19 protein-coding genes are annotated in these 19,599 nt (G+C 67.3%); 10 read left to right on the top strand and 9 right to left on the bottom strand.

Translation table 11 applies throughout. From position 1 onward, the window contains the following. Window positions 1–11 precede the first annotated feature (11 nt). The gene (menD, locus tag NYP18_RS02030) at window positions 12–1,652 is read right to left on the bottom strand and encodes a 2-succinyl-5-enolpyruvyl-6-hydroxy-3-cyclohexene-1-carboxylic-acid synthase (protein WP_259426449.1); all 1,641 of its coding nucleotides are present in this window, start codon (window positions 1,650–1,652) and stop codon (window positions 12–14) included. A gap of 265 nt (window positions 1,653–1,917) precedes the next feature. Between menD and NYP18_RS02025 the strand changes: the two genes are divergently transcribed. After that, window positions 1,918–2,850 carry a type IV toxin-antitoxin system AbiEi family antitoxin domain-containing protein gene (locus tag NYP18_RS02025; RefSeq protein ID WP_259426448.1) on the top strand — a complete coding sequence of 311 codons (933 nt, stop codon included), beginning with the start codon at window positions 1,918–1,920 and terminating at the stop codon, window positions 2,848–2,850. An 8-nt stretch (window positions 2,851–2,858) separates the two neighbouring features. Here the strand turns inward: NYP18_RS02025 and NYP18_RS02020 are convergent, their stop codons facing one another. Then, on the bottom strand, window positions 2,859–3,386 hold the full coding sequence (locus NYP18_RS02020) for a hypothetical protein (protein WP_259426447.1): 528 nt from the start codon (window positions 3,384–3,386) through the stop codon (window positions 2,859–2,861). A 359-nt stretch (window positions 3,387–3,745) separates the two neighbouring features. Here NYP18_RS02020 and NYP18_RS02015 point away from each other — a divergent pair, with 359 nt between their 5' ends. Further along, the gene (locus NYP18_RS02015) at window positions 3,746–5,326 is read left to right on the top strand and encodes an alpha/beta fold hydrolase (protein ID WP_259426760.1); all 1,581 of its coding nucleotides are present in this window, start codon (window positions 3,746–3,748) and stop codon (window positions 5,324–5,326) included. A 23-nt stretch (window positions 5,327–5,349) separates the two neighbouring features. On the opposite strand, the gene NYP18_RS02010 is transcribed toward NYP18_RS02015, so the two are convergent. Together NYP18_RS02010 and NYP18_RS02005 are read right to left on the bottom strand one after the other, a co-directional pair. Then, on the bottom strand, window positions 5,350–6,354 hold the full coding sequence (locus NYP18_RS02010; RefSeq protein ID WP_259426446.1) for an o-succinylbenzoate synthase: 1,005 nt from the start codon (window positions 6,352–6,354) through the stop codon (window positions 5,350–5,352). Window positions 6,355–6,364: 10 nt separating this feature from the next. Further along, window positions 6,365–6,958 (bottom strand): Type 1 glutamine amidotransferase-like domain-containing protein, encoded by a 594-nt coding sequence (locus NYP18_RS02005; protein WP_259426445.1) that lies wholly within the window; start codon window positions 6,956–6,958, stop codon window positions 6,365–6,367. Window positions 6,959–7,017: 59 nt separating this feature from the next. On the opposite strand from NYP18_RS02005, the gene NYP18_RS02000 reads away from it, so the two are divergent. The 3 genes from NYP18_RS02000 (at window position 7,018) to dps (ending at window position 8,927) form a co-directional block, all read left to right on the top strand. Continuing rightward, on the top strand, window positions 7,018–7,332 hold the full coding sequence (locus NYP18_RS02000; RefSeq protein WP_259426443.1) for a 4a-hydroxytetrahydrobiopterin dehydratase: 315 nt from the start codon (window positions 7,018–7,020) through the stop codon (window positions 7,330–7,332). Between the two features lie 21 nt (window positions 7,333–7,353). After that, window positions 7,354–8,313 (top strand): 1,4-dihydroxy-2-naphthoyl-CoA synthase, encoded by a 960-nt coding sequence (locus tag NYP18_RS01995; RefSeq protein ID WP_259426442.1) that lies wholly within the window; start codon window positions 7,354–7,356, stop codon window positions 8,311–8,313. A gap of 119 nt (window positions 8,314–8,432) precedes the next feature. Then, complete coding sequence (dps, locus tag NYP18_RS01990; protein WP_259426441.1) at window positions 8,433–8,927, top strand: DNA starvation/stationary phase protection protein Dps; 495 nt, start codon at window positions 8,433–8,435, stop codon at window positions 8,925–8,927. Between the two features lie 82 nt (window positions 8,928–9,009). Here dps and NYP18_RS01985 read toward each other — a convergent pair whose 3' ends face one another. Then, window positions 9,010–10,221, bottom strand: coding sequence for a multidrug effflux MFS transporter (locus NYP18_RS01985; RefSeq protein ID WP_259426440.1), 1,212 nt, complete (start codon window positions 10,219–10,221; stop codon window positions 9,010–9,012). Window positions 10,222–10,666: 445 nt separating this feature from the next. Between NYP18_RS01985 and NYP18_RS01980 the strand changes: the two genes are divergently transcribed. Together NYP18_RS01980 and menE are read left to right on the top strand one after the other, a co-directional pair. Further along, window positions 10,667–11,113 (top strand): DoxX family protein, encoded by a 447-nt coding sequence (locus tag NYP18_RS01980; RefSeq protein WP_259426439.1) that lies wholly within the window; start codon window positions 10,667–10,669, stop codon window positions 11,111–11,113. Between the two features lie 80 nt (window positions 11,114–11,193). Next, entirely contained in the window at window positions 11,194–12,321 is a 1,128-nt protein-coding gene (menE, locus tag NYP18_RS01975) for an o-succinylbenzoate--CoA ligase (RefSeq protein WP_259426437.1), read from the top strand. Here menE and NYP18_RS01970 read toward each other — a convergent pair. Then, window positions 12,318–13,184 carry a glycosyltransferase gene (locus NYP18_RS01970; RefSeq protein ID WP_259426436.1) on the bottom strand — a complete coding sequence of 289 codons (867 nt, stop codon included), beginning with the start codon at window positions 13,182–13,184 and terminating at the stop codon, window positions 12,318–12,320. The two genes, menE and NYP18_RS01970, sit on opposite strands and share 4 nt — an antisense overlap. Window positions 13,185–13,273: 89 nt before the next feature. Between NYP18_RS01970 and NYP18_RS01965 the strand changes: the two genes are divergently transcribed. The 3 genes from NYP18_RS01965 (at window position 13,274) to NYP18_RS01955 (ending at window position 16,252) form a co-directional block, all read left to right on the top strand. After that, window positions 13,274–14,221: an RluA family pseudouridine synthase gene (locus NYP18_RS01965; protein WP_259426435.1), complete on the top strand. Its 948-nt coding sequence runs from the start codon at window positions 13,274–13,276 to the stop codon at window positions 14,219–14,221. Window positions 14,222–14,239: 18 nt separating this feature from the next. Next, a complete protein-coding gene (locus NYP18_RS01960; RefSeq protein ID WP_439648038.1) occupies window positions 14,240–15,154 on the top strand; it encodes a 1,4-dihydroxy-2-naphthoate polyprenyltransferase in 915 nt (304 codons plus the stop codon). Window positions 15,155–15,310: 156 nt separating this feature from the next. Continuing rightward, window positions 15,311–16,252, top strand: a complete 942-nt coding sequence (locus tag NYP18_RS01955) for a hypothetical protein (RefSeq protein ID WP_259426433.1) — start codon at window positions 15,311–15,313, stop codon at window positions 16,250–16,252. 102 nt (window positions 16,253–16,354) lie between these two features. Here NYP18_RS01955 and NYP18_RS01950 read toward each other — a convergent pair whose 3' ends face one another. The 3 genes from NYP18_RS01950 to NYP18_RS01940 form a co-directional block, all read right to left on the bottom strand. After that, a complete protein-coding gene (locus tag NYP18_RS01950; protein WP_259426431.1) occupies window positions 16,355–16,738 on the bottom strand; it encodes a hypothetical protein in 384 nt (127 codons plus the stop codon). A gap of 136 nt (window positions 16,739–16,874) precedes the next feature. Next, a complete protein-coding gene (locus NYP18_RS01945) occupies window positions 16,875–17,399 on the bottom strand; it encodes a hypothetical protein (protein ID WP_259426430.1) in 525 nt (174 codons plus the stop codon). A gap of 9 nt (window positions 17,400–17,408) precedes the next feature. Further along, window positions 17,409–18,560 (bottom strand): hypothetical protein, encoded by a 1,152-nt coding sequence (locus NYP18_RS01940; protein WP_259426428.1) that lies wholly within the window; start codon window positions 18,558–18,560, stop codon window positions 17,409–17,411. Between the last annotated feature and the right edge of the window lie 1,039 nt (window positions 18,561–19,599).

Raw genomic sequence — 19,599 nt, 5'->3', positions numbered from 1 at the left:
GATGCGGTCCCTCACCAGCCGACCCTCTCCCGCAGCGCCTCATGCAGTTCGCGCCGGGTGGTCCGCGTGGTGCGGGCCTCGATGACGGTGAGGCCGTCGGGTTGTTTGACGAGGGCGTCGAGAAGCTCGGGCAGGGTGGCCACCTCGCGGTGGTGGACGCCGAAGCCCGCGCACAGGCTGCTTATCGACGCCCCGTGCGGCGTCCCCGCCACCCGCTCAAAGCTGGCGCGCAGAGGCTCCGCCCCGAGCTCGAGGGTCTCGAAGATCCCGCCACCGTCATCGTTGGCGACGACGATGGTCAGGTTCTCCGGGTGCGGGTCACCGGGGCTGATGAACAGTCCCCCGACATCGTGGAGGAAGGTCACGTCCCCCATCAGGGCGACGGTGCGTGGTGCCCGCGGCTCGTCCGGGTGGGCGGCCTGTACCGCCAGGGCAACGCCGATGGCCTGGGAGACGGTGCCGTCGATCCCCGCCGCCCCCCGCGGCGAATACGTGTCCACACCGTCGTAGGGCAGCCCCACGAAGCTGATGTCCCGGACCGGGTTGGAGGCGCCCAGCACCAGAGTGTCCCCCGTGCCCAGGGTGTCGGCGACCGCCGCCGCCACGTGCAGGCCGGTGAAACCGTGGCCGGGGTCCGCCAACGTCAGACGCACCGCGTCCCCCGCCAGCTCGGAGGCCGCCGAGCACACCTTCAGCCACTGCGAAGTGGGCTCCCCCGTGACCTTCACCCGCGTCCCCCGCACCGAGTCGGGGCGGGGGTCGGTGAAGGCGTCGGAACGTGACAGGGTGATCAGTTCGATCTCCGGGTCCTTGATCAGGGCCAGCACATCGCGGTGCAACGTGGGATGCCCCACCACGATGACCTGCTCCGGCCGGGTGTCCACCACATAGTCATTCGCGCTGACCTGCTCCCGGCGGAAGACCTTCGCCGCCAGCGGGTGGACCGGGTGGTACGGGGCAGGGGCAGTCGGCTCCGCGATGGTGGGCACATCCTCGAGCCCCTCCACCGACCATGCCTCATCACCGGCGATGACCAGCGTGTTCCGGCTCAGATCCACCGCCACCTCACCGTGATTCCGTGGCCGCGGTCCCGGGGCGCGCCGGGTGGTGAAGCTGCCCGGTTCAGCGGGCAGGACGTCGCTGACCAGCGGATCGTCCAGTTCCACGTTGATGTGCACCTGGTTGCGGGTGGTGAACGCCTCCGCCAGGAGCGGGATATCCTCGACTGTCCCGATGCCGGTGGTCTCCGCGTAGCGGCCGAAGATGCCGACCTGGTCTATTGTCTGGCTGGCGCCGGTGTCCTGCAATCGGCGGGGCCGGTCCGCACTGACCACGGCCAGCGGCACATGCGCATAATGGGACTCCACCATGGCGGGCAGGCAGTTCGCCACCGCGGTGCCGGAGGTCATCACTACCGCGACGTGGCGTTTCTGCCCCCGAGCCAGACCGAGCGCCAGGAATGCGGCGCTACGCTCGTCCAGACGTACATGGACCCGGAGGTCCTTCCGGGCGAGCAGGGCGAGGGAGAGCGGGGAGTTCCGGGAACCCGGACAGATCACCACGTCGCTGACGTGGCGGGAAAGCTGCTCGGCGACGGCCTGGGCCAGCGTGATCGACTCGGGTTGGGTGGTGTCCTGCTCGGCGTTCTGCATGGACCTGAGTCTACTTAGGTGGCAGGTGGGGTCGCCGAGGGTGTCCCGGCCGGGGTCCCGGTCTGGAACGCCACACACCCCGGCGGAAACGGCCACCCGGCATCCTGTTGCCGTGTGGCATTCCCGACCTCCCCACCTCCCCGGCTGGGCCTCCCGGATGAAATGCCACACACCCCGACCGAAACGGCCACCCGGAATCCTCCTCCCGTGCGGCATTCCCGACGCTGACGGGAACCGGGCGCAGCATCCTCCAGTCCAATAGGTCATGGAGCTGAACGGAAAGCACTGGACCAGGAAGGACCTCGCCGCACGAGGTCTCAATGACCGCGCCATCAGGGAAGGTATCCGTGATGGCACTCTGCACCGGGTGGGGCGGGGGCTGTACACGCCACAGAAGGTGGAGGGACTGGAACTGCTGCAAGCAATCCGATACCGCTATCCACACATCATTTTCGACAGCTATACAGCTGCCGGCGTCTACGGGCTCGGGGAGATCAAGACTCCTGTGTCCGGTCTACTGCCGGTGGGGGCCCGGCCGATCAAAAATGAACTGCTCACCGCATCACGGTCGCGCAACCGCCGCTACCGCGAGGTGCACGGACTGGCGGTGACCACCCCGGCGGCTGTGGCAGCCGACATCCCGCGGTGGGAGCTGCTGGAACGGGTGAAATTCCTGGAGACACACTATGACGGGCTGAACGGGAAGGAGGAGTTCTCCGCGGATTACCGTGCCCTGAACTCCAGCCAGAAGGGGGCCCTGGCGCTTCTCCTGAAGAGGGCCGTGATCGGGGCCTCAAGCCGCATGGAGCGGCTCTTTCTGCTGGACCTGCGGAAAGTCGGCCTGCATGTAATCCCGAATTTCCGTTTCGGACCGTACACGTGGGACGCGGGTTTCCCCCGGGGAACCGCTCTGGTTGATCTGGACAGTCTCCGGTTCCATGGTCCGGATACCCCAGACACTTTTATCGTGGACAGGTGGAAGGCAAACCATGCGGAGATGGCCGGTTGGGGCCATCTCCAGTTCACGGACTTCTGTCTCAATGACAAGCAGGCCAGGCGCACCGCCGTCGATGAGATCAAACGGATGGTGGAACACCGCAGGAGTCTGCGAGGTACCCGTCGGCACCCGCGACCGGTACCCGGGAGAGTCACGGACGGGGTATGGAAGTTTCACAGGGAACTCTCCACGGGGCGGTGAGCCCTGCGCTACTGCGCTGGGGCGGGTTCGCTGTCGCCGAAGAAGCGGTCGAGCAGTCCATCGACGTCGAACTCAGGGACCTCGGAGGGCAGGATGTCACTGGGCAGCTCGGTGGGGATCTGGGTGGGCAGCAGCGGGGCCTCCTCAGTGACCGTCTCGGTGAGGGTCTGCGAGACGGTCGAGGTCACGGTGACCGGAGCCGGGGGCTCCCGGTCAGCCTCCGCAGCGGCGTTGCGCCAGAGGAAGAAGAAGGCCACGGCGGCCAGCAGGGTGAGGCCGAAGAGGATTCCCAACAGCATGGGCAGCGCTCCCCCGGCTTTTTTCTTCCCCGGCTCCTGATAGGGCTGCTGGTACGCCGGCTGCTGGTACTGCGGGGCCGCATAGCGGGGCTCCTCGTAGTGGTAGTCCGGGTCATGCTCACCGGGGAAGTACTGCCGGGGACGCTCTGCACCGGAGCCGCCGGAATCGCCTGGCCCTCCGACCGGTCCGAGGTAGCGGGTCTCATCATTTCCGTTGGAGGGGTTTCGCGGGGTCATCGGAGATTCGGCACCGCGCCCCGCCGTCGTGCGGCGGGAATGAGGCGCCCTCCCCCTTTCTCATGGTCGAGTCAGATGCACTGTGTGGAACCTGGTGGAGATCTGCAAACGCAGCTGCCCGCACAGGTGTCCACCCGACCCGGGAACAGTCCGCAGACCCTCATCCTACCGCCGGTGACCTCCCCCGGTTCCCTCCTGCAGCACTCCCTCGGCGAAGATCCGGGGAATGATGCGCCGGTGGGCAGGTGACCCCCAGGTAAGCCCCCGACCGGTGCTCTCTTCGGGGGAATTCCCGTAGCGGAGGCCACTTCTGTTGGCTACGGTAGGGGAGAACTTTTTCCTTTCAGAAAGATTTAATGATGCGCTCAGCTCACCGAGCCCTGTTATCCTCTCTATCCGCCGTTCTCGTGGGGGTGGGTCTGGCCTCGGCGCCGGCCCAGGCCCAGCCTGCCACCGGCCCCGACATCACCTGGGAGCAGTGCCCCTCGCAGGTGACGGAACCGACCGCCGACTGCGGGCGCATTGATGTGCCGATGTACTACTCCGACCCGGAGGGCGCGCAGATCAGTGTGGGTTTCGTGCGGGTGCCGGCCGCTGATCAGGCTCAGCGCCGCGGGGTCCTCTTCGGTAACTCCGGCGGCCCCGGCGGTGACGCCTACTCCTATTTCGGCAACGCCGAGGCCATGTCCTGGCCGGAGGGCATCACCCGGGAATGGGACCGGGTTGCCGTCCAGCCCCGCGGGCTGACCGGCTCCACCCCGGTGGACTGCTCCACCATTGCTCCCGGTTACACCTCCGATCTGCAGATCATGCTGCAGGAGGGCGCCTTCGTGCGTGATTCCTGTGAGGTCGGCACCCCGGGCTACACCGCGAGTCTCACCACCGGGAACACCGCCGAGGACTGGGAGCAGGTCCGCCGCGCGCTGGGCGAGGACGAGATCTCCATCATGGGGCTCAGCTACGGCACCTTCCTCGGCTCGGTCTACGCGACGAAATACCCGCAGCACACCGACAAAATGGTCCTGGACTCCGGGATGGATCCGGAACTGGCCTGGAACGGGGTGATGGACTCCCAGCAGAACGGTTTCATCAGTTCCCTGCACGACTTCCTGGACTGGGTTGCGGCCCGCAATGAAACCTACGGCCTCGGCGAGACCCCGCTGGCGGTTTACCAGGCCTGGTCAGCGAAGGTGGTGGCTGAATCCGGCACCAACCCGACCGTTGTACCGCCGCCGGCCCAGATCGGTGATATTCCGCCCGGGCTGGAATGGGCGGGCCCTGCGGCTGCCGACCTCATCACCGCGACCGGTGGCGCCCGTGTCCAGGTCGAGGGGCTGTCCTCCCAGGCCACGAACCCCGGCGCGGTGCAGGCCTGGTCGCCGACCCTGAATCTGACCCGTTCCCTGCTCCCCCGCCCTGCGGCGTGGGATCTGCTGGCGCGGGTGACCAACGGTTCGGAGGTGGCTCCGACGCTGGAGGAGCTGATGACCCCCGGCTCTGAGGAGGAAACCGAGCGGAACATCGTGGCGGGCAACATGCAGCGGCTGATCATGTGCAATGAGAACCAGGTGCGGTCGGATCCGGCGGACATCCCGGACTATGTCTGGGCGAACTACATCACCGGTGACCTCTTCACCGCCCCGAGTGCGAAGTTCACGTCCGGTTCCGCCTGTGCCGGTGCACCCGCGATCGCGGAGCTGCCGGCCGTGGACGGCTCCGGCCTGGACACCCGTCCCCTGCAGATCCAGTCCACCGGTGACCCGCAGACCCCCTACGGCACGGGTGTCGCGCTGGGGGAGCGCATGGGCAGCCACCTGGTGACAGTGCACGGCCCCGGACACGGGCACGTGGGCTTCGGCCACACCGCGGTCGACGAGCTGGTGGTGGATTACCTCCGCACCGGCGAGACTGACGTCACTGAGCTGCCCGGCCTGGTCTGATCCCTGCCGGGGACAACCGGCCCTCAGAGGTACCGGTAGGCCTCGTGGACCCGCCGGAACCACCAGTTCCTACGGTCCGCCGGGGCCGCCAGGGAAGCCAGGCGGTCGGCCTCCGGTTCGACAGCCTCGACGGAGAGGAAGCCGTCGGTGATTTCCCGTGGGGGTGCGACGTCCTCGAGGAAGAGCGATCCGGTGGCCAGGCCAGCGGCCGCGGGCGGGACGTCCATGGCGTCGTCGTCGGTGAGGGTGGGCAGGGCCGCGACGGCGGCGAGCCCGGCGTTCATGCCGACGGCCGTGTCCAGGGCGGAGGCGACGGTGATGTCCATGTGTCGGGCACGCAGGTCGGCGGCGAGTTCCAGTACGCGCCGCACGCCGCCGAGCGGGGCGACCTTGACCACGGCGACATCGGCGGCCATGAGCTCGGCCACCCGGTAGGGGTCCTCGGCGCGCCGGATGGATTCATCGGCGGCGATGCGGATGAACATCCCGGAGCGCATGAGCTCGCGGCGCAGGGCGGCCAGCTCCTCGACGGAATGACAGGGCTGTTCCATGTAGTCCAGGGGCCCCAGGGAACGCGCAGCCTCGAGGGCCTGCCCGATCGTCCAGCCCCGGTTGGCGTCGACACGGATCACCGCGTCGGGGATCGTGTCGCGGACGGCCTGCACGCGGGCGATGTCGTCGGCCAGGGTCTGTCCCTGCTCGGCGACCTTGACCTTGACCACCCGGCAGCCGGGGTAACGGCCCAGGACATCGGCGACGGCCTCGGCTGGGACGGCGGGGACGGTGGCGTTGACCTCGACGCGGGTGCGGCGGGGGCGGGGCAGCCCGGTGAAGGCGGCCTCCAACCCGGCGCGCAGCCAGGCGGCGGATTCGGGCGCGTCGTACTCGAGGAAGGGGGAGAATTCGCCCCAGCCCGCGGGGCCCTCGATGAGCAGGGCCTCGCGCGTGTCGACGCCCCGGAATCTCACCGCCATGGGTAGTGCGACGACGTGGGCGCGGTCCAGGATTTCATCGATGTCGGGAAGCATGGGTTCCACCCTAGATAAGGCGGGTACCTGTCTCGTCGATGAGCAGGGCCTCGCCGTCGCGGAGCAGTACGAGGCGGTGGTCTTTCCCGTAGGTGCGGACCGTCTCCGCGAACACGTCGATGGGGAACTGGGGGATGTCGGTGCCGACGTGCGGGATGATCACGTAATTGGTGAGCCCCAGGCCGCGGTAGTCGTGTAATTCCGGGGCCACGGCGGGTGAGTCGAGCAGGCTGACCGGTTCGATGTCCGGGCCGGCGATGACGGAGCCGGCGCTGGTGCCGATGTAGGGCAGGCCGGCGCGGACGTGGCGGATGAGCACCTCGTCCGTCCCGGTGGAGCGCATGATGTGGAGGAGGTCGAAGGTCTCCCCGCCTGCGACATAGACGGCGTCGACCTCACCGAGGATGCGGTCGACCTCGGCGGGTGCAGTGGTGGCGAGCGGGAGCTCGAGGAGGGTGAAACCGGCGTCGCGAAGCATGGTGCGTTCGACCTGCGTGTCGGGGTGGTCAGCGAAGGTGCGGGTGGCGTCGGGGATGTAGGCGACCGTGCCGGTGGCGAAGTCCCGGAGGTGGGGGTGCCCGAAGGAGGTCAGCAGGAGCTTCATGGTGCCAGGTTACGCGCGCGGAGGTGTTGCCGACGTCACAGTTCGGGCAGGATGGGGTCATGACTGATCCGAAGCAGAAATTGACCGCCGCTGATGTGGAGTCCGCGGGGTTGAGCGGCTGGCACCATGCCGGCGATACGATCCGGGCCGAGTTCGCGACCGGTGACTTCAACACCGGGTTGCGCCTGGTCACCCTCATCGGGGAATCGGCGGATGTGGCGAACCATCATCCTGATGTCACACTTACCTATCCCACCGTGTCCGTCACCCTGTCCAGCCACGATGTCGGCGGGGTGACCAGCCGCGACATCGACCTGGCGCGCACCATCACCGGCCATGCCGGGAGTCTGGGTGTGCCGGCCGGCGAGGAGTGATGCCCGCCTAAGCTGAACGGCATGAGCAACTACAGCACGGACAACCCCTTCGACCCGACCCAGTGGCGCGCGGTGGAGGGCTTCGAGGACCTCACCGACATCACCTACCACCGCCACGTGGGCACCTCGCGCATGGACGGCACGGTCCGCATCGCCTTCGACCGACCGGAGGTGCGCAACGCCTTCCGTCCACACACCGTCGATGAGCTCTACCGGGCACTGGATCACGCACGCCGGACCCCGGATGTGGGTGTCGTGCTGATCACCGGCAACGGTCCGAGCGGGAAGGACGGGGGCTGGGCGTTCTGTTCGGGGGGTGACCAGCGAATCCGGGGCCGTTCGGGCTACCAGTACGCCACCGGCCACGATTCGGATGACGCCCGGGCGGACGACTCCACGGTCGATGAGGCCCGCACGAAGGTGGAGGGGGGCCGCCTCCACATCCTGGAGGTGCAGCGCCTGATCCGCACCATGCCGAAGGTGGTCATCGCCGTGGTCAATGGCTGGGCGGCCGGTGGTGGACATTCGCTGCACGTGGTCTGTGATCTCACGATCGCCTCCCGCCAGGAGGCCCGTTTCAAACAGACGGATGCGGACGTCGGTTCCTTCGACGCCGGTTACGGTTCCGCCTACCTGGCGAAGATGGTGGGCCAGAAATTCGCCCGGGAGATCTTCTTCCTGGGCCGTGCCTACGGCGCGGAGGAGATGCAGCGCATGGGTGCGGTCAACATCGTGGCCGAGCACGCGGAGCTCGAGGCCGAGGCCATCCAGGTGGCCCGGGAGATCAACGGCAAGTCCCCCACCGCGCAGCGCATGCTGAAGTTCGCCTTCAACCTGCTTGATGACGGGCTGATGGGCCAACAGGTCTTCGCGGGTGAGGCCACGCGCCTGGCGTACATGACGGATGAGGCGGTGGAGGGTAAGGATGCCTTCCTGGAGAAGCGGGATCCCGACTGGTCGGAATTCCCCTTTTACTACTGAGGGTGACCGCCCATGCCGCCGCAAACGGTATAAATAGGAATGAGGTAAGGCTTGCCTGAGATTAATAAGTATAGGCTTCCAAACCTTGCCGACTTCTCAATTTCACCTATAATGGTGGCATGAGCAACTACACCGTCCCCGGAATCGACCAGAACAGCGTCAAGCAGATCATCGACGGTCTGCAGGAGCGCCTCACCGACTACAACGACCTCCACCTCATCCTCAAGCACGTGCACTGGAACGTGGTGGGTGCCAACTTCATCGCCGTCCACGAGATGATCGACCCGCAGATCGACCTCGTCCGCGGTTTCGCCGATGAGGTCGCGGAGCGCATCTCCACCCTCGGCGGCGAGCCGATCGGCACCCCGGCCGGCCACATCCAGGACCGAAAGCCGCTGGAGTACCCGAAGAACAAGGCCAACACCCAGGACCACCTCAAGCAGGTCAACGACCTCTACACCCAGGTCATCGAGGGTGTCCGCGAGTCCATGGGCGAGGTCGGCGAGCTCGACTCCGTCACCGAGGACATTTACATCGCGCACGCGGCGGAGCTGGAGAAGTTCCAGTGGTTCGTCCGCGCCCACCTCGACGACGGCACCGGCAACATCGCATAATGTTCCACCCCTGCCGAATCAGCAGAAGCGCCGGCCCCATGAAGGGGCCGGCGCTTCTGCTTTCATACTGCCGGGGCAGTACCTAACCCAGGATCCGGCGGCCCGCATAGACCTGGCCCGCCAGGGAGATGAGCACACAGGCGACCATGCCGACTGCCATGGTCAGGGCCGCATTCGCGCCCAGACCCATGAAGGGGCTGACGGCGGCGCCGAGGGCGAACTGCAGGAAGCCCATCACGGCTGAGCCCGAGCCGGCCCGCTCGCGGACTTCACCGGTGCCCAGCGCGGTGGAGTTGCCCAGGATGATGCCGATGGGGCTGACCGAGAGGAAGAGCAGCGGGAAGATCGCCCACGGGGAGATCGTGAAATTGACCGCGATGAGCAGCGCAACCGTGGCCGCCAGCAGGAAGAGCTGGGCGGCACGCAGGATGGCGTGGGGGTCATAGCGGTCGATCAGCCGGGAGTTGAGCATGTTGCCCGCGACCAGGCCCACGGCGTTGGCGGCGAAGACGAGGGTGAAGGTGCCCACAGACATGCCCATCTGGGTCTGCACGACGAAGGGGGAGGCGGAGATGTAGCAGAACATCGCGGCGAAACCGAAGGCGAAGGAGATCGTGTAACCCCGGTAGGCCGGGTTCTTCAGCACGTAGACACAGTTGTCCAGGACGCCCCGCGCGGTGACCTCGGTGCGCTCCTCCTTCGGCAGGGATTCCCGCACGACCACCAGTGCCACGAACAGCTGCACGACGTTGATGCCCGCGAGCACCCAGAACAGCCCGCGCCAGCCGATCGGCTCGAGCAGCAGACCGCCAACCACGGGGGCGGCGACCGGGGCGATGCCCTGGATGGTCATCAGCAGGGAGAATGCCTTGGCCGCCTTACGCCCCTCGGCCAGGTCCGGGACGACCGCACGCGCCAGCACGACGCATGCACCCGAGCCGAGCCCCTGGAGCAGGCGGGCCAGGATGAGCACCTCGATGCCGGGGGCGACCGCCGCAATGACGGAGGCCACCAGGGCGATCACTGCGCCGCCCACCAGCAGCTTCTTACGGCCGAGGGAATCGGAGATCGGACCGATGATCAGCTGTCCGACCGCCAGGCCGAGCATGAAGCCGGACAGCGTCAGCTGCACCATCGCCTGCGTGGTGTCCAGGCTGCCGACGATGTCGGGCAGGGCCGGCAGGTAGAGGTCCGTGGCCAGTGGCGCGGCAGCCGAGAGCAGGGCCAGCCCGAAGAGCAGGCCGGTCGTCAGTTGTTGTCTGGGCTTCTCGCGCCCATGTTCACCAGCAGTCACTATCCATCTTTCCTGTTCTTCGTCACCCACCCGGGGCGGGTTGATTCTCCCTGCGGGAGTCGAGGCCTGCTTGTCGACGTCCCCCATCACGTCCAGCAGTACCGCGCACCAAATGTAGCCGCCCCCCCCTTTCCGCCAGGTGGACGGTCCGGGCGTGCCCCGGCGCGGTCAATGAAGGAACGTTCCCCGAGACGGACCGGCCAGGGACCTCGAATTCCGGACCGGTTGACGGCGGTGCGGATGCGCTGGTTCCAGTCGAGGAAACGGCGCCAGAATTTCGCATCCCGCCCCCGCACGGCACTGATCTCCAGGGGTCGGGGTTGAAAATAAATTCAAATCAAGGCTAGCAGAGGGCGCCGCACCCGGCCCCCGCCCAACGGCAGGAAACCCCCACCCACCAGCAGTAGTTGACATGTCACAAACTCCCACCCTAGGATAGTGTGTCATGTCAACAACTAAGGAAGCAGCTCTGCTCATCGCCCGTATCGTCCTGGGTGTCATCCTCATCGCCCACGGCTGGGACAAGTTCCAGATCACCGGTCTCGAGGGCATCACCGGTTTCTTCGACAGCATCGGCGTCCCGGCCGCCGCCGTCGCGGCCCCGCTCGTCGCCTTCCTCGAGGTCGTCGGCGGCATCCTCATCCTCATCGGCGCCTTCACCCGGATCACCGGCATCGTCATGACCCTGATCATGCTGGGCGCAGCCATCTTCGCCCACATCGCCCAGGGCATCTTCGTGTCCAACGGCGGTTGGGAGCTCGTCGGCGCCATCGGTGCCGGCACCCTCATCCTGGCCGCCGTCGGTGCCGGCCGCTGGAGCGTCGACGCCTTCCTGCCCTGGGGCACCGATAAGGCCAGTGCAGACACTGAGAAGCAGCTCCAGAACGCTTAAACCACCCGCCCCACCTGACGGCGTCGCCTCCTTCCGGAGGGCGGCGCCGTCTTCTCTTCCTCCCGCTACGATCATCACCCATGAGACACAACCTCGAACCGCTGCCCATCGACCCGGCCAACCCCACCGGTGTCCTCGGTGATCTCGAGGACGCCATCGCCGGACGACGCAGCCTCCTCCCCGTCCCCGCCCACGACAGTGCCCGCGCCACCCTGCTGACCACCTCGCAACGCGCCGGGCGGCCGATCGACGCGGAGACCGCCCTCGTGGTGTCCACCTCCGGTTCCACCGGCACCCCGAAGGGCGCCCAGTTGACGGCCGGTAACCTGGTCTCCAGCGCGGACGCCACCCACCAGTTCCTCGGGGGTGAGGGGCAGTGGTTGCTGGCCCTGCCGGCCCACCACATCGCCGGCCTGCAGGTACTCGTGCGCTCGCTGATCGCCGGCGTCGACCCCCTCCAGATCGACCTCACCCACGGTTTCGACATCACCGATTTCGCCCGCGCCGCCGGGCAACTCGCGCACACGGGGGAACGCACCTACACCTCACTCGCGCCCATGCAGCTGGCCAAGGCGATGGACTCCCTGGAGGGCATCGAGGCGCTGCAGCTCTTCGACGCCATCCTCGTCGGCGGGGCCGCCCTCAACCCGCAGCTCGCCCGCTCGGCCGAAAAAATGCAGATCAACGTGGTCACCACCTACGGTTCCTCGGAAACCGCCGGCGGCTGCGTCTACGACGGCCGCCCCATCCCCGGCACGAAGGTGCGCCTGCAGGAGGGCCGCATCCACCTGGGCGGGCCCATGATCGCGCACGGGTACCGCAACCACCCCGGCCACGAGGCCTTCGCGGAGCCCGGCTGGTTCGCCACCTCGGATGCCGGGTTCATCGAGGACCGCCGCCTCACCGTCACCGGGCGGCTCGACGCCGTCATCGACTCCGGCGGGCTCAAGCTGCAGCCGGAAGTGCTGGAGCAGGCGATGCTCTCCATCCCGGGCGTCACCGGGGCCTGCGTGGTGGGCATCCCCGATCCGCGGTTGGGACAGGCGATCGTGGCCGCCTACACGGGTGCCGCCTCCCCCGGGGAGGTCATCACCGGCCTCGACCACCTGCCCCGCTGGCAGCTGCCGAAGGAACTGAAGCGGCTGGCGGAGCTGCCGCTGACGGGGCCGGGGAAGGTGGACCGGCAGGGCATCGAGAAGCTCTTCTAGTCTTCACGGCGGCTGGCCTCGACGAGCACCGCGACATCCTCACGGTTATAGACCCGCTCGATCTGCTCGTCGTTGCCGCCCATGAGCGTGTTGCCGATGACCAGCGCCCCCGCCTGCGTGGAGGGCACCACCGCGAAGTTGCGGGGATGGGAGTAGACCTGGCGGACCCGGTGGCCGGAGCGCAGGGCGCAGGCGTGGAGCCAGACGTCGTCGGCACGCGGGCTCAGCTCCCGGAAAACATCGCCCTGCTCCACCACGTAGGTGATGAAGGAGGCCGGGTAGAGCACCCCGGACACCCCGGTGGCAAAGTGCAGGTGGCTGGCCCGGCAGGTGTTGACGGGGGTCCACTTCACATACGGCAGCAGTTCATCGTCGCGCAGCTCGATGCGGTGGGCGCGGTAGGCGATGACGGCGTCATCGCGCAGATCCCCGATGAACAGCAGGCGCTGCAGGAACCACTCGGGGTAGATCATGTCGTCATCGACCGTGGCCACCCGTTTCCCGGTGTCCACGACCTCGCGGAACTGACCCCAGTATTTGGTGTGCGGGCCGTAGCACCCGTCGGAGCAGCGGACCTGCAGTCCGCGGGCAACCAGGCGGCGCAGCGGGCGCGGCCACCCGGCGTGGTAGTCCTGCTCATCCAGCCACAACACCACCGGTGCCTGCACCGCACCCCGGGCAATGGACTCCAGGGTGTAGTGCACGCGGTGCAGCCGCTCCCCGTGGGAGGTCAGGGAGATGATCACGTCCCCCTCCCGGGGGAAACGGGCACGGGAGAAACGGTTGTCCCACGCCAACGGAATCATCCGGAAGAGCGTGAAGAAGAAACTGATCGCCTGACCGAGCACATAACTGATCCACATGACCAGCCTCACCCTACGTCTGATCGGCCATACCCGCTGGGCAAGGCCGTCACCAGGCATTTTTATCCGCAGTGTATGATTCGCCGGACATGGAAAATGCACGCCCCACCCCCGCCCGCGAACTGGAGGTCTCCTCCGGGCACGCCGGCCGCCGCCTGGACAAATTCCTCCGCTCACAGCTCAAGGGTGTCCCCGGTGGCCTGGTCTTCCGGCTGCTGCGCAAAGGCGCGGTACGGGTCAACGGTAAACGCGCGAAACCGGACTACCGTATCCAGGCCGGTGACGTGATCCGGGTGCCCGCCCTGGAGATCCCCGAGGCGGCCCCGGTCAGGGCCCTGCCCGCGGAGCTGCTCCGCCAGATTGACCGGGCGATCATCCACGAGGACGATTCCCTCATCGTGCTGAACAAACCCGCCGACCTGGCCGTCCACGTGGGCACCGGGATCACCGGCGGGGTCATCGAGGCTCTGTGCCAGCTGCGCCCGGAGGAGCCGGACCTGGAGCTGGTGCACCGCATCGACAAGGAGACCTCCGGCCTGCTCATGGTGGCCCGCACCCCGGACATGTTGCGCCACCTCCAGCAGGTGATGCGTGATGACGCCGCCATCCGCCGCCACTACCTCGCCCTGGTCCAGGGGTTTTTTCCGCAGGAGACCACCGATGTGCGGGCGCCGTTGCTGACCACCGAGCACGGCGTGCGCGTCGACCCGCAGGGCCAGCCCGCCCACACCCGCTTCCGGGTGCTGCGCCGCTTCGGCCGGCAGGCCACCCTCGTGCGCGCCGAGCTGATCACCGGCCGCAAACACCAGATCCGGGTGCACACCCGGCACACCGGTCACCCCATCGCCGGGGACCGGAAATACGGCGACCCCGGTTTCACGCGGGAAGTACAGCGGCTCGGCGGGGCGCGGATGTTCCTCCACGCCGCCGAGCTGCGCATCCCCCTGCCCTCCGGGGAGCTGCTCCACCTCACCGCACCGACCTCCCCGGTGTGGGACCGCACCCTGGATCGGCTGGCCACCCCGGCTCGGCGCTGAGCCCGCCCATGGAGGACAATGGTGGCCATGTCCGTTGATCATCACACCTACTCCGCCACCCCGCGGGACTGGTGGCAGGCCGCACGCCCGCACACCTGGCCCAACGCCTTCGCCCCCGTCATCGCCGGATCCGGCGCCGCCGCCTACGCGGGCGGCTTCTCCTGGTGGCGGGCACTGCTGGCCCTGGGGGTGGCCTGGGCCCTGATCATCGGCGTGAACTACGCCAACGACTACTCCGACGGCATCCGCGGCACCGACGAGGACCGTACCGGCCCGGCACGGTTGACCGGCGGTGGCATCGCGAAGCCCGCCCACGTCAAACGTGCGGCCTTCCTCGCTTTCACCGTGGCCGCGGCGGCCGGTGTGGTGCTCTCCCTGGCCAGTTCCTGGTGGCTCATCCTCGTGGGCGCCGTGGCCATCGCGGGTGCCTGGTTCTACACCGGGGGCAAGAACCCCTACGGCTACCGGGGGCTGGGTGAGGTGGCCGTCTTCATCTTCTTCGGTCTGATGGCCGTGCTGGGCACCGAGTTCACCCAGGCCGGGGCGGTCAGCTGGCTGGGGCTGGCCTGCGCGGTGGCCATCGGTTCCATCTCCGCCTCGGTGAACCTGGCCAACAACCTGCGCGACATCCCGTCGGACACCGCCTCCGGGAAGATCACCCTGGCCGTGCGCCTGGGCGACCGGTGGACCCGCCGGGCCTACACCGCCCTGGCCGCCACGCCCTTCGTCATCACCATGGCCATCGGAGTGCGGGAACCGCTGCTCCTGCTGGCGATCATGGCGCTGCCGCTGGCCATCAGCGGCATGAACACCGCCCTGCGCGGGGCAACCGGCCCGGCCCTGATCCCCCTGATCAAATCCACCGGGCAGGCCATGCTGCTGTGGTCCGTGTGCACCGCGCTGGCCCTCTTCCTCGCCTCCCAGGGGCTGTAGATGTCGGGGGTCATCACCGGCTTGGCTACGGTGTAATTACTACAGTCATTCAAAATGCCGCTTGACCTACCCTAATGCCCTAAATCAGCCCGAGGCGGGCGGGGGTAGCGCGACACCCGGCACGGCTGCCGACGCCCCGGCCTTATGCTCATCTCCATGAGCGCTATACCTGCCACGGCAACCCCTGTCGTTGTCCCCGAGCCCGAGGCCGTCGCCGTTGTCCCCGAGCCCCCGGCGGAACAAGTGCCGGCCTCGGGCGGGTGGGACGCTGGCCATTGGGCAACCGTGCTCGTGGCGTTTATCGCCCTTGGTGGCGTGCTATGGAACACTCACCGCGCCGACAAGCGCCACCAAGCCAGCCTTGTGGCTGCTAAGGAACAACGGAGCGACGACGAAAAGGCTGCCGACAAGCGCCGCCTTGCCGACCAAGAGGCCGCCGACAAGCGCCACCAAGACACTCTTGAGGCCGCCGAGCAACAACGGCGTGAGGAGAACGCACGTGCCGGGGTGCAACGTCGTGAGGATTTTGAGCGCGACGAGCAACGCCGGCAACAAGAGCGCGACGACCATGAGAGTGAGCGCCTAGAGCAACTGCAACGTGAGGATTGGGCACGGCAACGCCGTGCGGTAGCGGATTGCGTGCGGGAAATCACCAAGGCGTCGGCGCTTGTTAGTGAACGTGCCGCCGGGGTGCACTTGCACGATAACGGCACTACCGAGCACGCCAAGTTGGTCAAGGCCGTTGAGCTCACTCACTTTTACGTTGAGGCCACCAACCAGCTAACGCTGTTGGATATTGAAATCACCCAACCGCACGTGAGTGCCCAATTGGGGGTGCTATGGGAACAACTAGTAAGTGACTACCGGCCGTTATTGGACGCCCGTAACCGTGGCGGGCAAGAGTGGATTGACCATGCCGAGAGCATGGCCCCCTTGAGCGACATAGCCCTACATGGCATTAGGGCGCTAACGATTATGGCGCGGTTGGCGTTGCTTGAGCACCCGGAACTTATGGAAACTCGGCCAGTTGTGCCGATTGACCTTGAGGAATATCACCAAAACGCGCAAGCCGGCGCACCCGACGCCAGCACGGCATAAAACAACGCCCCGTAGTCGTGACCAAGCGCGGTGTCACGAGTACGGGGCGTTGCTGTGCCTGCCCCAACGAGGGCTATGTCCGGCGCGGTTGAGGTTAGCAGGCTAGGCGCCGTACATGCGCCGGGCCGTGGCGCCCAACGAGGCCGGCGACATGTCCCCGGCCGGTGCGGGGTAGATACGCCGGCCAAGGGCCTCGGCCTCGTCGTCGGTGACCTCGGTGACCTGCCCGAGTGTGCCCTCGGTGTCGGTGTACGGGCGCGGCGGGGGTGTGTAGGGGTTGGGGTAGTGATAGGACTCGTTAACGCCGGTGGTCACGGCCCTATAACCCGAGCTCGGCGCGGCACCATAGACACGGGCGCCGACGTGGCCAAGCTCGTCACCGGCCTCGTGGCCATAGATTCGGGCGCCGACCTCGGCAACGGTGGGCTCGGGCGGCGGGGTCGGTGTCGGGGCGATCTCAACGGGGCCGTTGGAAAAAATAGCCATGGTGTTTACCTCGTGGTTGTTGTTGCGGTGAATGTTGTTATCGGGGCCATGCGTGGCGTGTGCCGGTGCCGGCCGTTGTGGTTCCGGCGCTACCGGGGCCAAAACGGGCCCGCCCCCGGCGGCAAGGGCGCGGTGCTCATGCGCTGGCCTTGGCAAGGCGGGCAGCGGTGCCTATGCGGCCTTGTTCCTCATACCGGGCCATGCGCCGGGCGGCGTAGGCGTCCACGTCGTCGGGGTGGCGGGCAAAAAGGTGACTAGGCCGGGCGCCGAGGTCGTCACGGTAGACCTTGAACAGTTGGTGACCCTTACCCACTAGGTCGGCGTCGTCGTGCTCGTTGTGCGGTGCCAACGCCTTGAGCACAGCCTTGCACGGGTGATAGCCCGGTAGCCCGTCGGTGGACTTAATGCGTAAGGCTAGGTTGTTCACGCCAAGAACCTCACCGGGGGCAAGGGCCCGCTCGGCGGCCCGGCGCACGCGCGTGGTGAGCCGGCGCGCTGCCACGACCTCGGCGCGGCGGTCGTGCTCGGTAAGCCGGTTCAACCGTTCTAAGTCCACGGCGTCGGCGTGCTCGGGCTCAAGGCCGGCGCACTGAAACACCAACGCCCGTTGCCACGTGCCGACGGGGTGACACGGCCATAGGTGTAGGTCTAGCTCGGGCATGGCACGGGCCTAGTCAAACGTGCGGCCGGTGGCGGCGGTGTAGGCGGCAAGGGTGGCCTCAACGCTGCCCTCACCTGCCCGCTCAACCAACGAGTAGCGGCGCCGGCTTACCTTAATGGCAGCGTCACGGCTCAAGCCCTCATACTTGAAAAGGTTGGTGGCCATGCGGTCGCCGTCGGTGTACAGGCGGGATTCAAGCCAACTGCGCACGCCGGTGTAGGCGTCCAAGCGCTTGGTGAGCTCGTCGGCGTCGGCGCCGAGCGGGTCAATGAGCGGCTTGAGCTCACCGTGCCCGGCAAGCACGGCGTTGAGTAGTCCAAGGCCACCGGCGGCCATAGCTGCCATGCCCTCGGCGGTAAGCCAAAGCGCCGGGTAGGTGCGGCACACCTCAACGCCGAGCTCGTCCGGCTCGGTGGGGAACTTGGCCCACAGGTCGTGTGCCTCGTCGGCGGGCCCGGTGCCAATGTCACCGGCCATAGCGCGGCCAATGCGCACAAGGCCCTCGGTGTCGTCAATGACCTGCCACGCCCAATGCACTCGGCGGTAGGCGTCAATGCGGTTGGTCGGCGTAGTGGCCGGGTCAACGTTGTCAAAAAGGTTGCTGGTGTGGCCGCCGCCGCGCCCGAGTAGGTCACGGGCCTCGGGGTCAAGGCCCTCAAGGCCCTCAACGGCGTTGGCGGCAACGCTGGCGTAGTAGGTGGCCACGTCGTCACGGCACGAGGCCGCGAGCTCGGGCACCTGCCACTCGTCACGCTCGGCGTCGGCAATGAGGGCAGCGCGGGCCCCCTTGTGCACGAGCGCGTAACGGCGGGCCTCGGGCGTGTCCACGGTGACCCGCTCACGGCGCGGTGTGCCGGTGGCGGCGTCAATGCGGCCGTCCACCACGACGGTGGACGGGGCGGACACGCTCGGGGCGGCCATGAGCTTGCGGGCCTTGTCCAGCGTCTTGAGCTTGCCGGTGGCCCAATCGGCGCCGACCTTGGTGAACTCGTCGGCGGCCACGCGCGGGGCAAGCTCGGCCTCAAGCTCGTCCAGCTTGGCATTAATGGCCTCGTCGGCGGCGACCATGGCAGCGGTAGCGGCGGGGCGCACGCCGGCCGGGGCAAGCGCGGCGCCGACGGCCTCGGCGCGGTCGGTGAAATGGGTAACGGGTGCGGACATAGCGCGGGCTCCTATACACGGTGGGGGGTGGATAGGTCAAAGGTTATTTTGCCACCCCCTAGGTTGCAATTAAGGGGGTAGATGATAATAAAAAGGTACTGCATGGTCACAGTACCTTTTACGGTCACTGGGGTTGTGCCAGCTTGCCGTTAATCACCCCTGTTATCCCACCTTAAGCGGGGGTATTTGACACTTTGAGATAATCCTCACTTGGTGAATATCGTCACACGGCCCGAGGCGGGCCCGGCGGGGGTGGTTGCCCGAGGCCCGGCGCCCTTTTCGCCCGCCGTCGTGGGGACGACCTCGGCGGCGCCGGCGTCGTGTCGGTGCCCGCCGTTGTGTGCCCGGCGCGGCGGGGGTCGGTTTCCGTACCTCGTCCGCCGTCGAGGGGCGGCGCCAATTCCAGCGGGCCCGAGGCGCTGCCGGGCGGGCCGGCGGCCACGAGGCCTGTAGGCGGCGCGGCGGCGTATCGGTGGCCCTCGGGGTCAATGCGGGGCTCACAACGCCCGAGGCGGGCACGTGGCCGGTGGGTCGGGGCCCGAGGCGCCGCCCGTCGGCGGTGGCCACGAGGCCCGAGGCCGGTAGCTCGGTGCCCGTTATGTCCGATTGGGGCAGAAAATGTGGGTTTATGTGTGTTTCGGTTCCAACCGTTCACGTTCCGGGCTTGCAAAGTCCCTATACCGGTAGGGGGGACGAGGGAAAAGGGCAGGGAGGCCCCGCCCACCCCATGCCCGACCAGACACAAACGGGCATTGGCCATGCTGCCGGGGCGGGTGGGCAGTGAGCCAACGCTCGTGAGATTCGTGACCAAGCTTAGCGACGACGGTGACAACGCTCTTGAGTGTGGTGACAACGCTCGTGCTTGGGTCAACGACGACGGTGAGCCGACGACAACGCCAACGCGCTCGTGGTCGTTGGTTCAAGGCGCTTGAGGTTGCTGGCTCAAGGCGTACACGATTGGCCCCGTGTACACGCACAATGTACACGCACATAACGGCAGCTCAAGGCGTGTAAATGGCACAATCGTGTACTCGTGTAC

It is taken from the genome of Corynebacterium lemuris, from assembly GCF_024919295.1.
GTDB classification, from domain to species: domain Bacteria; phylum Actinomycetota; class Actinomycetes; order Mycobacteriales; family Mycobacteriaceae; genus Corynebacterium; species Corynebacterium lemuris.
The sequence above is the reverse complement of the archived record's forward strand: the minus strand, read 5'-3'. Positions and strand labels throughout refer to the sequence as shown.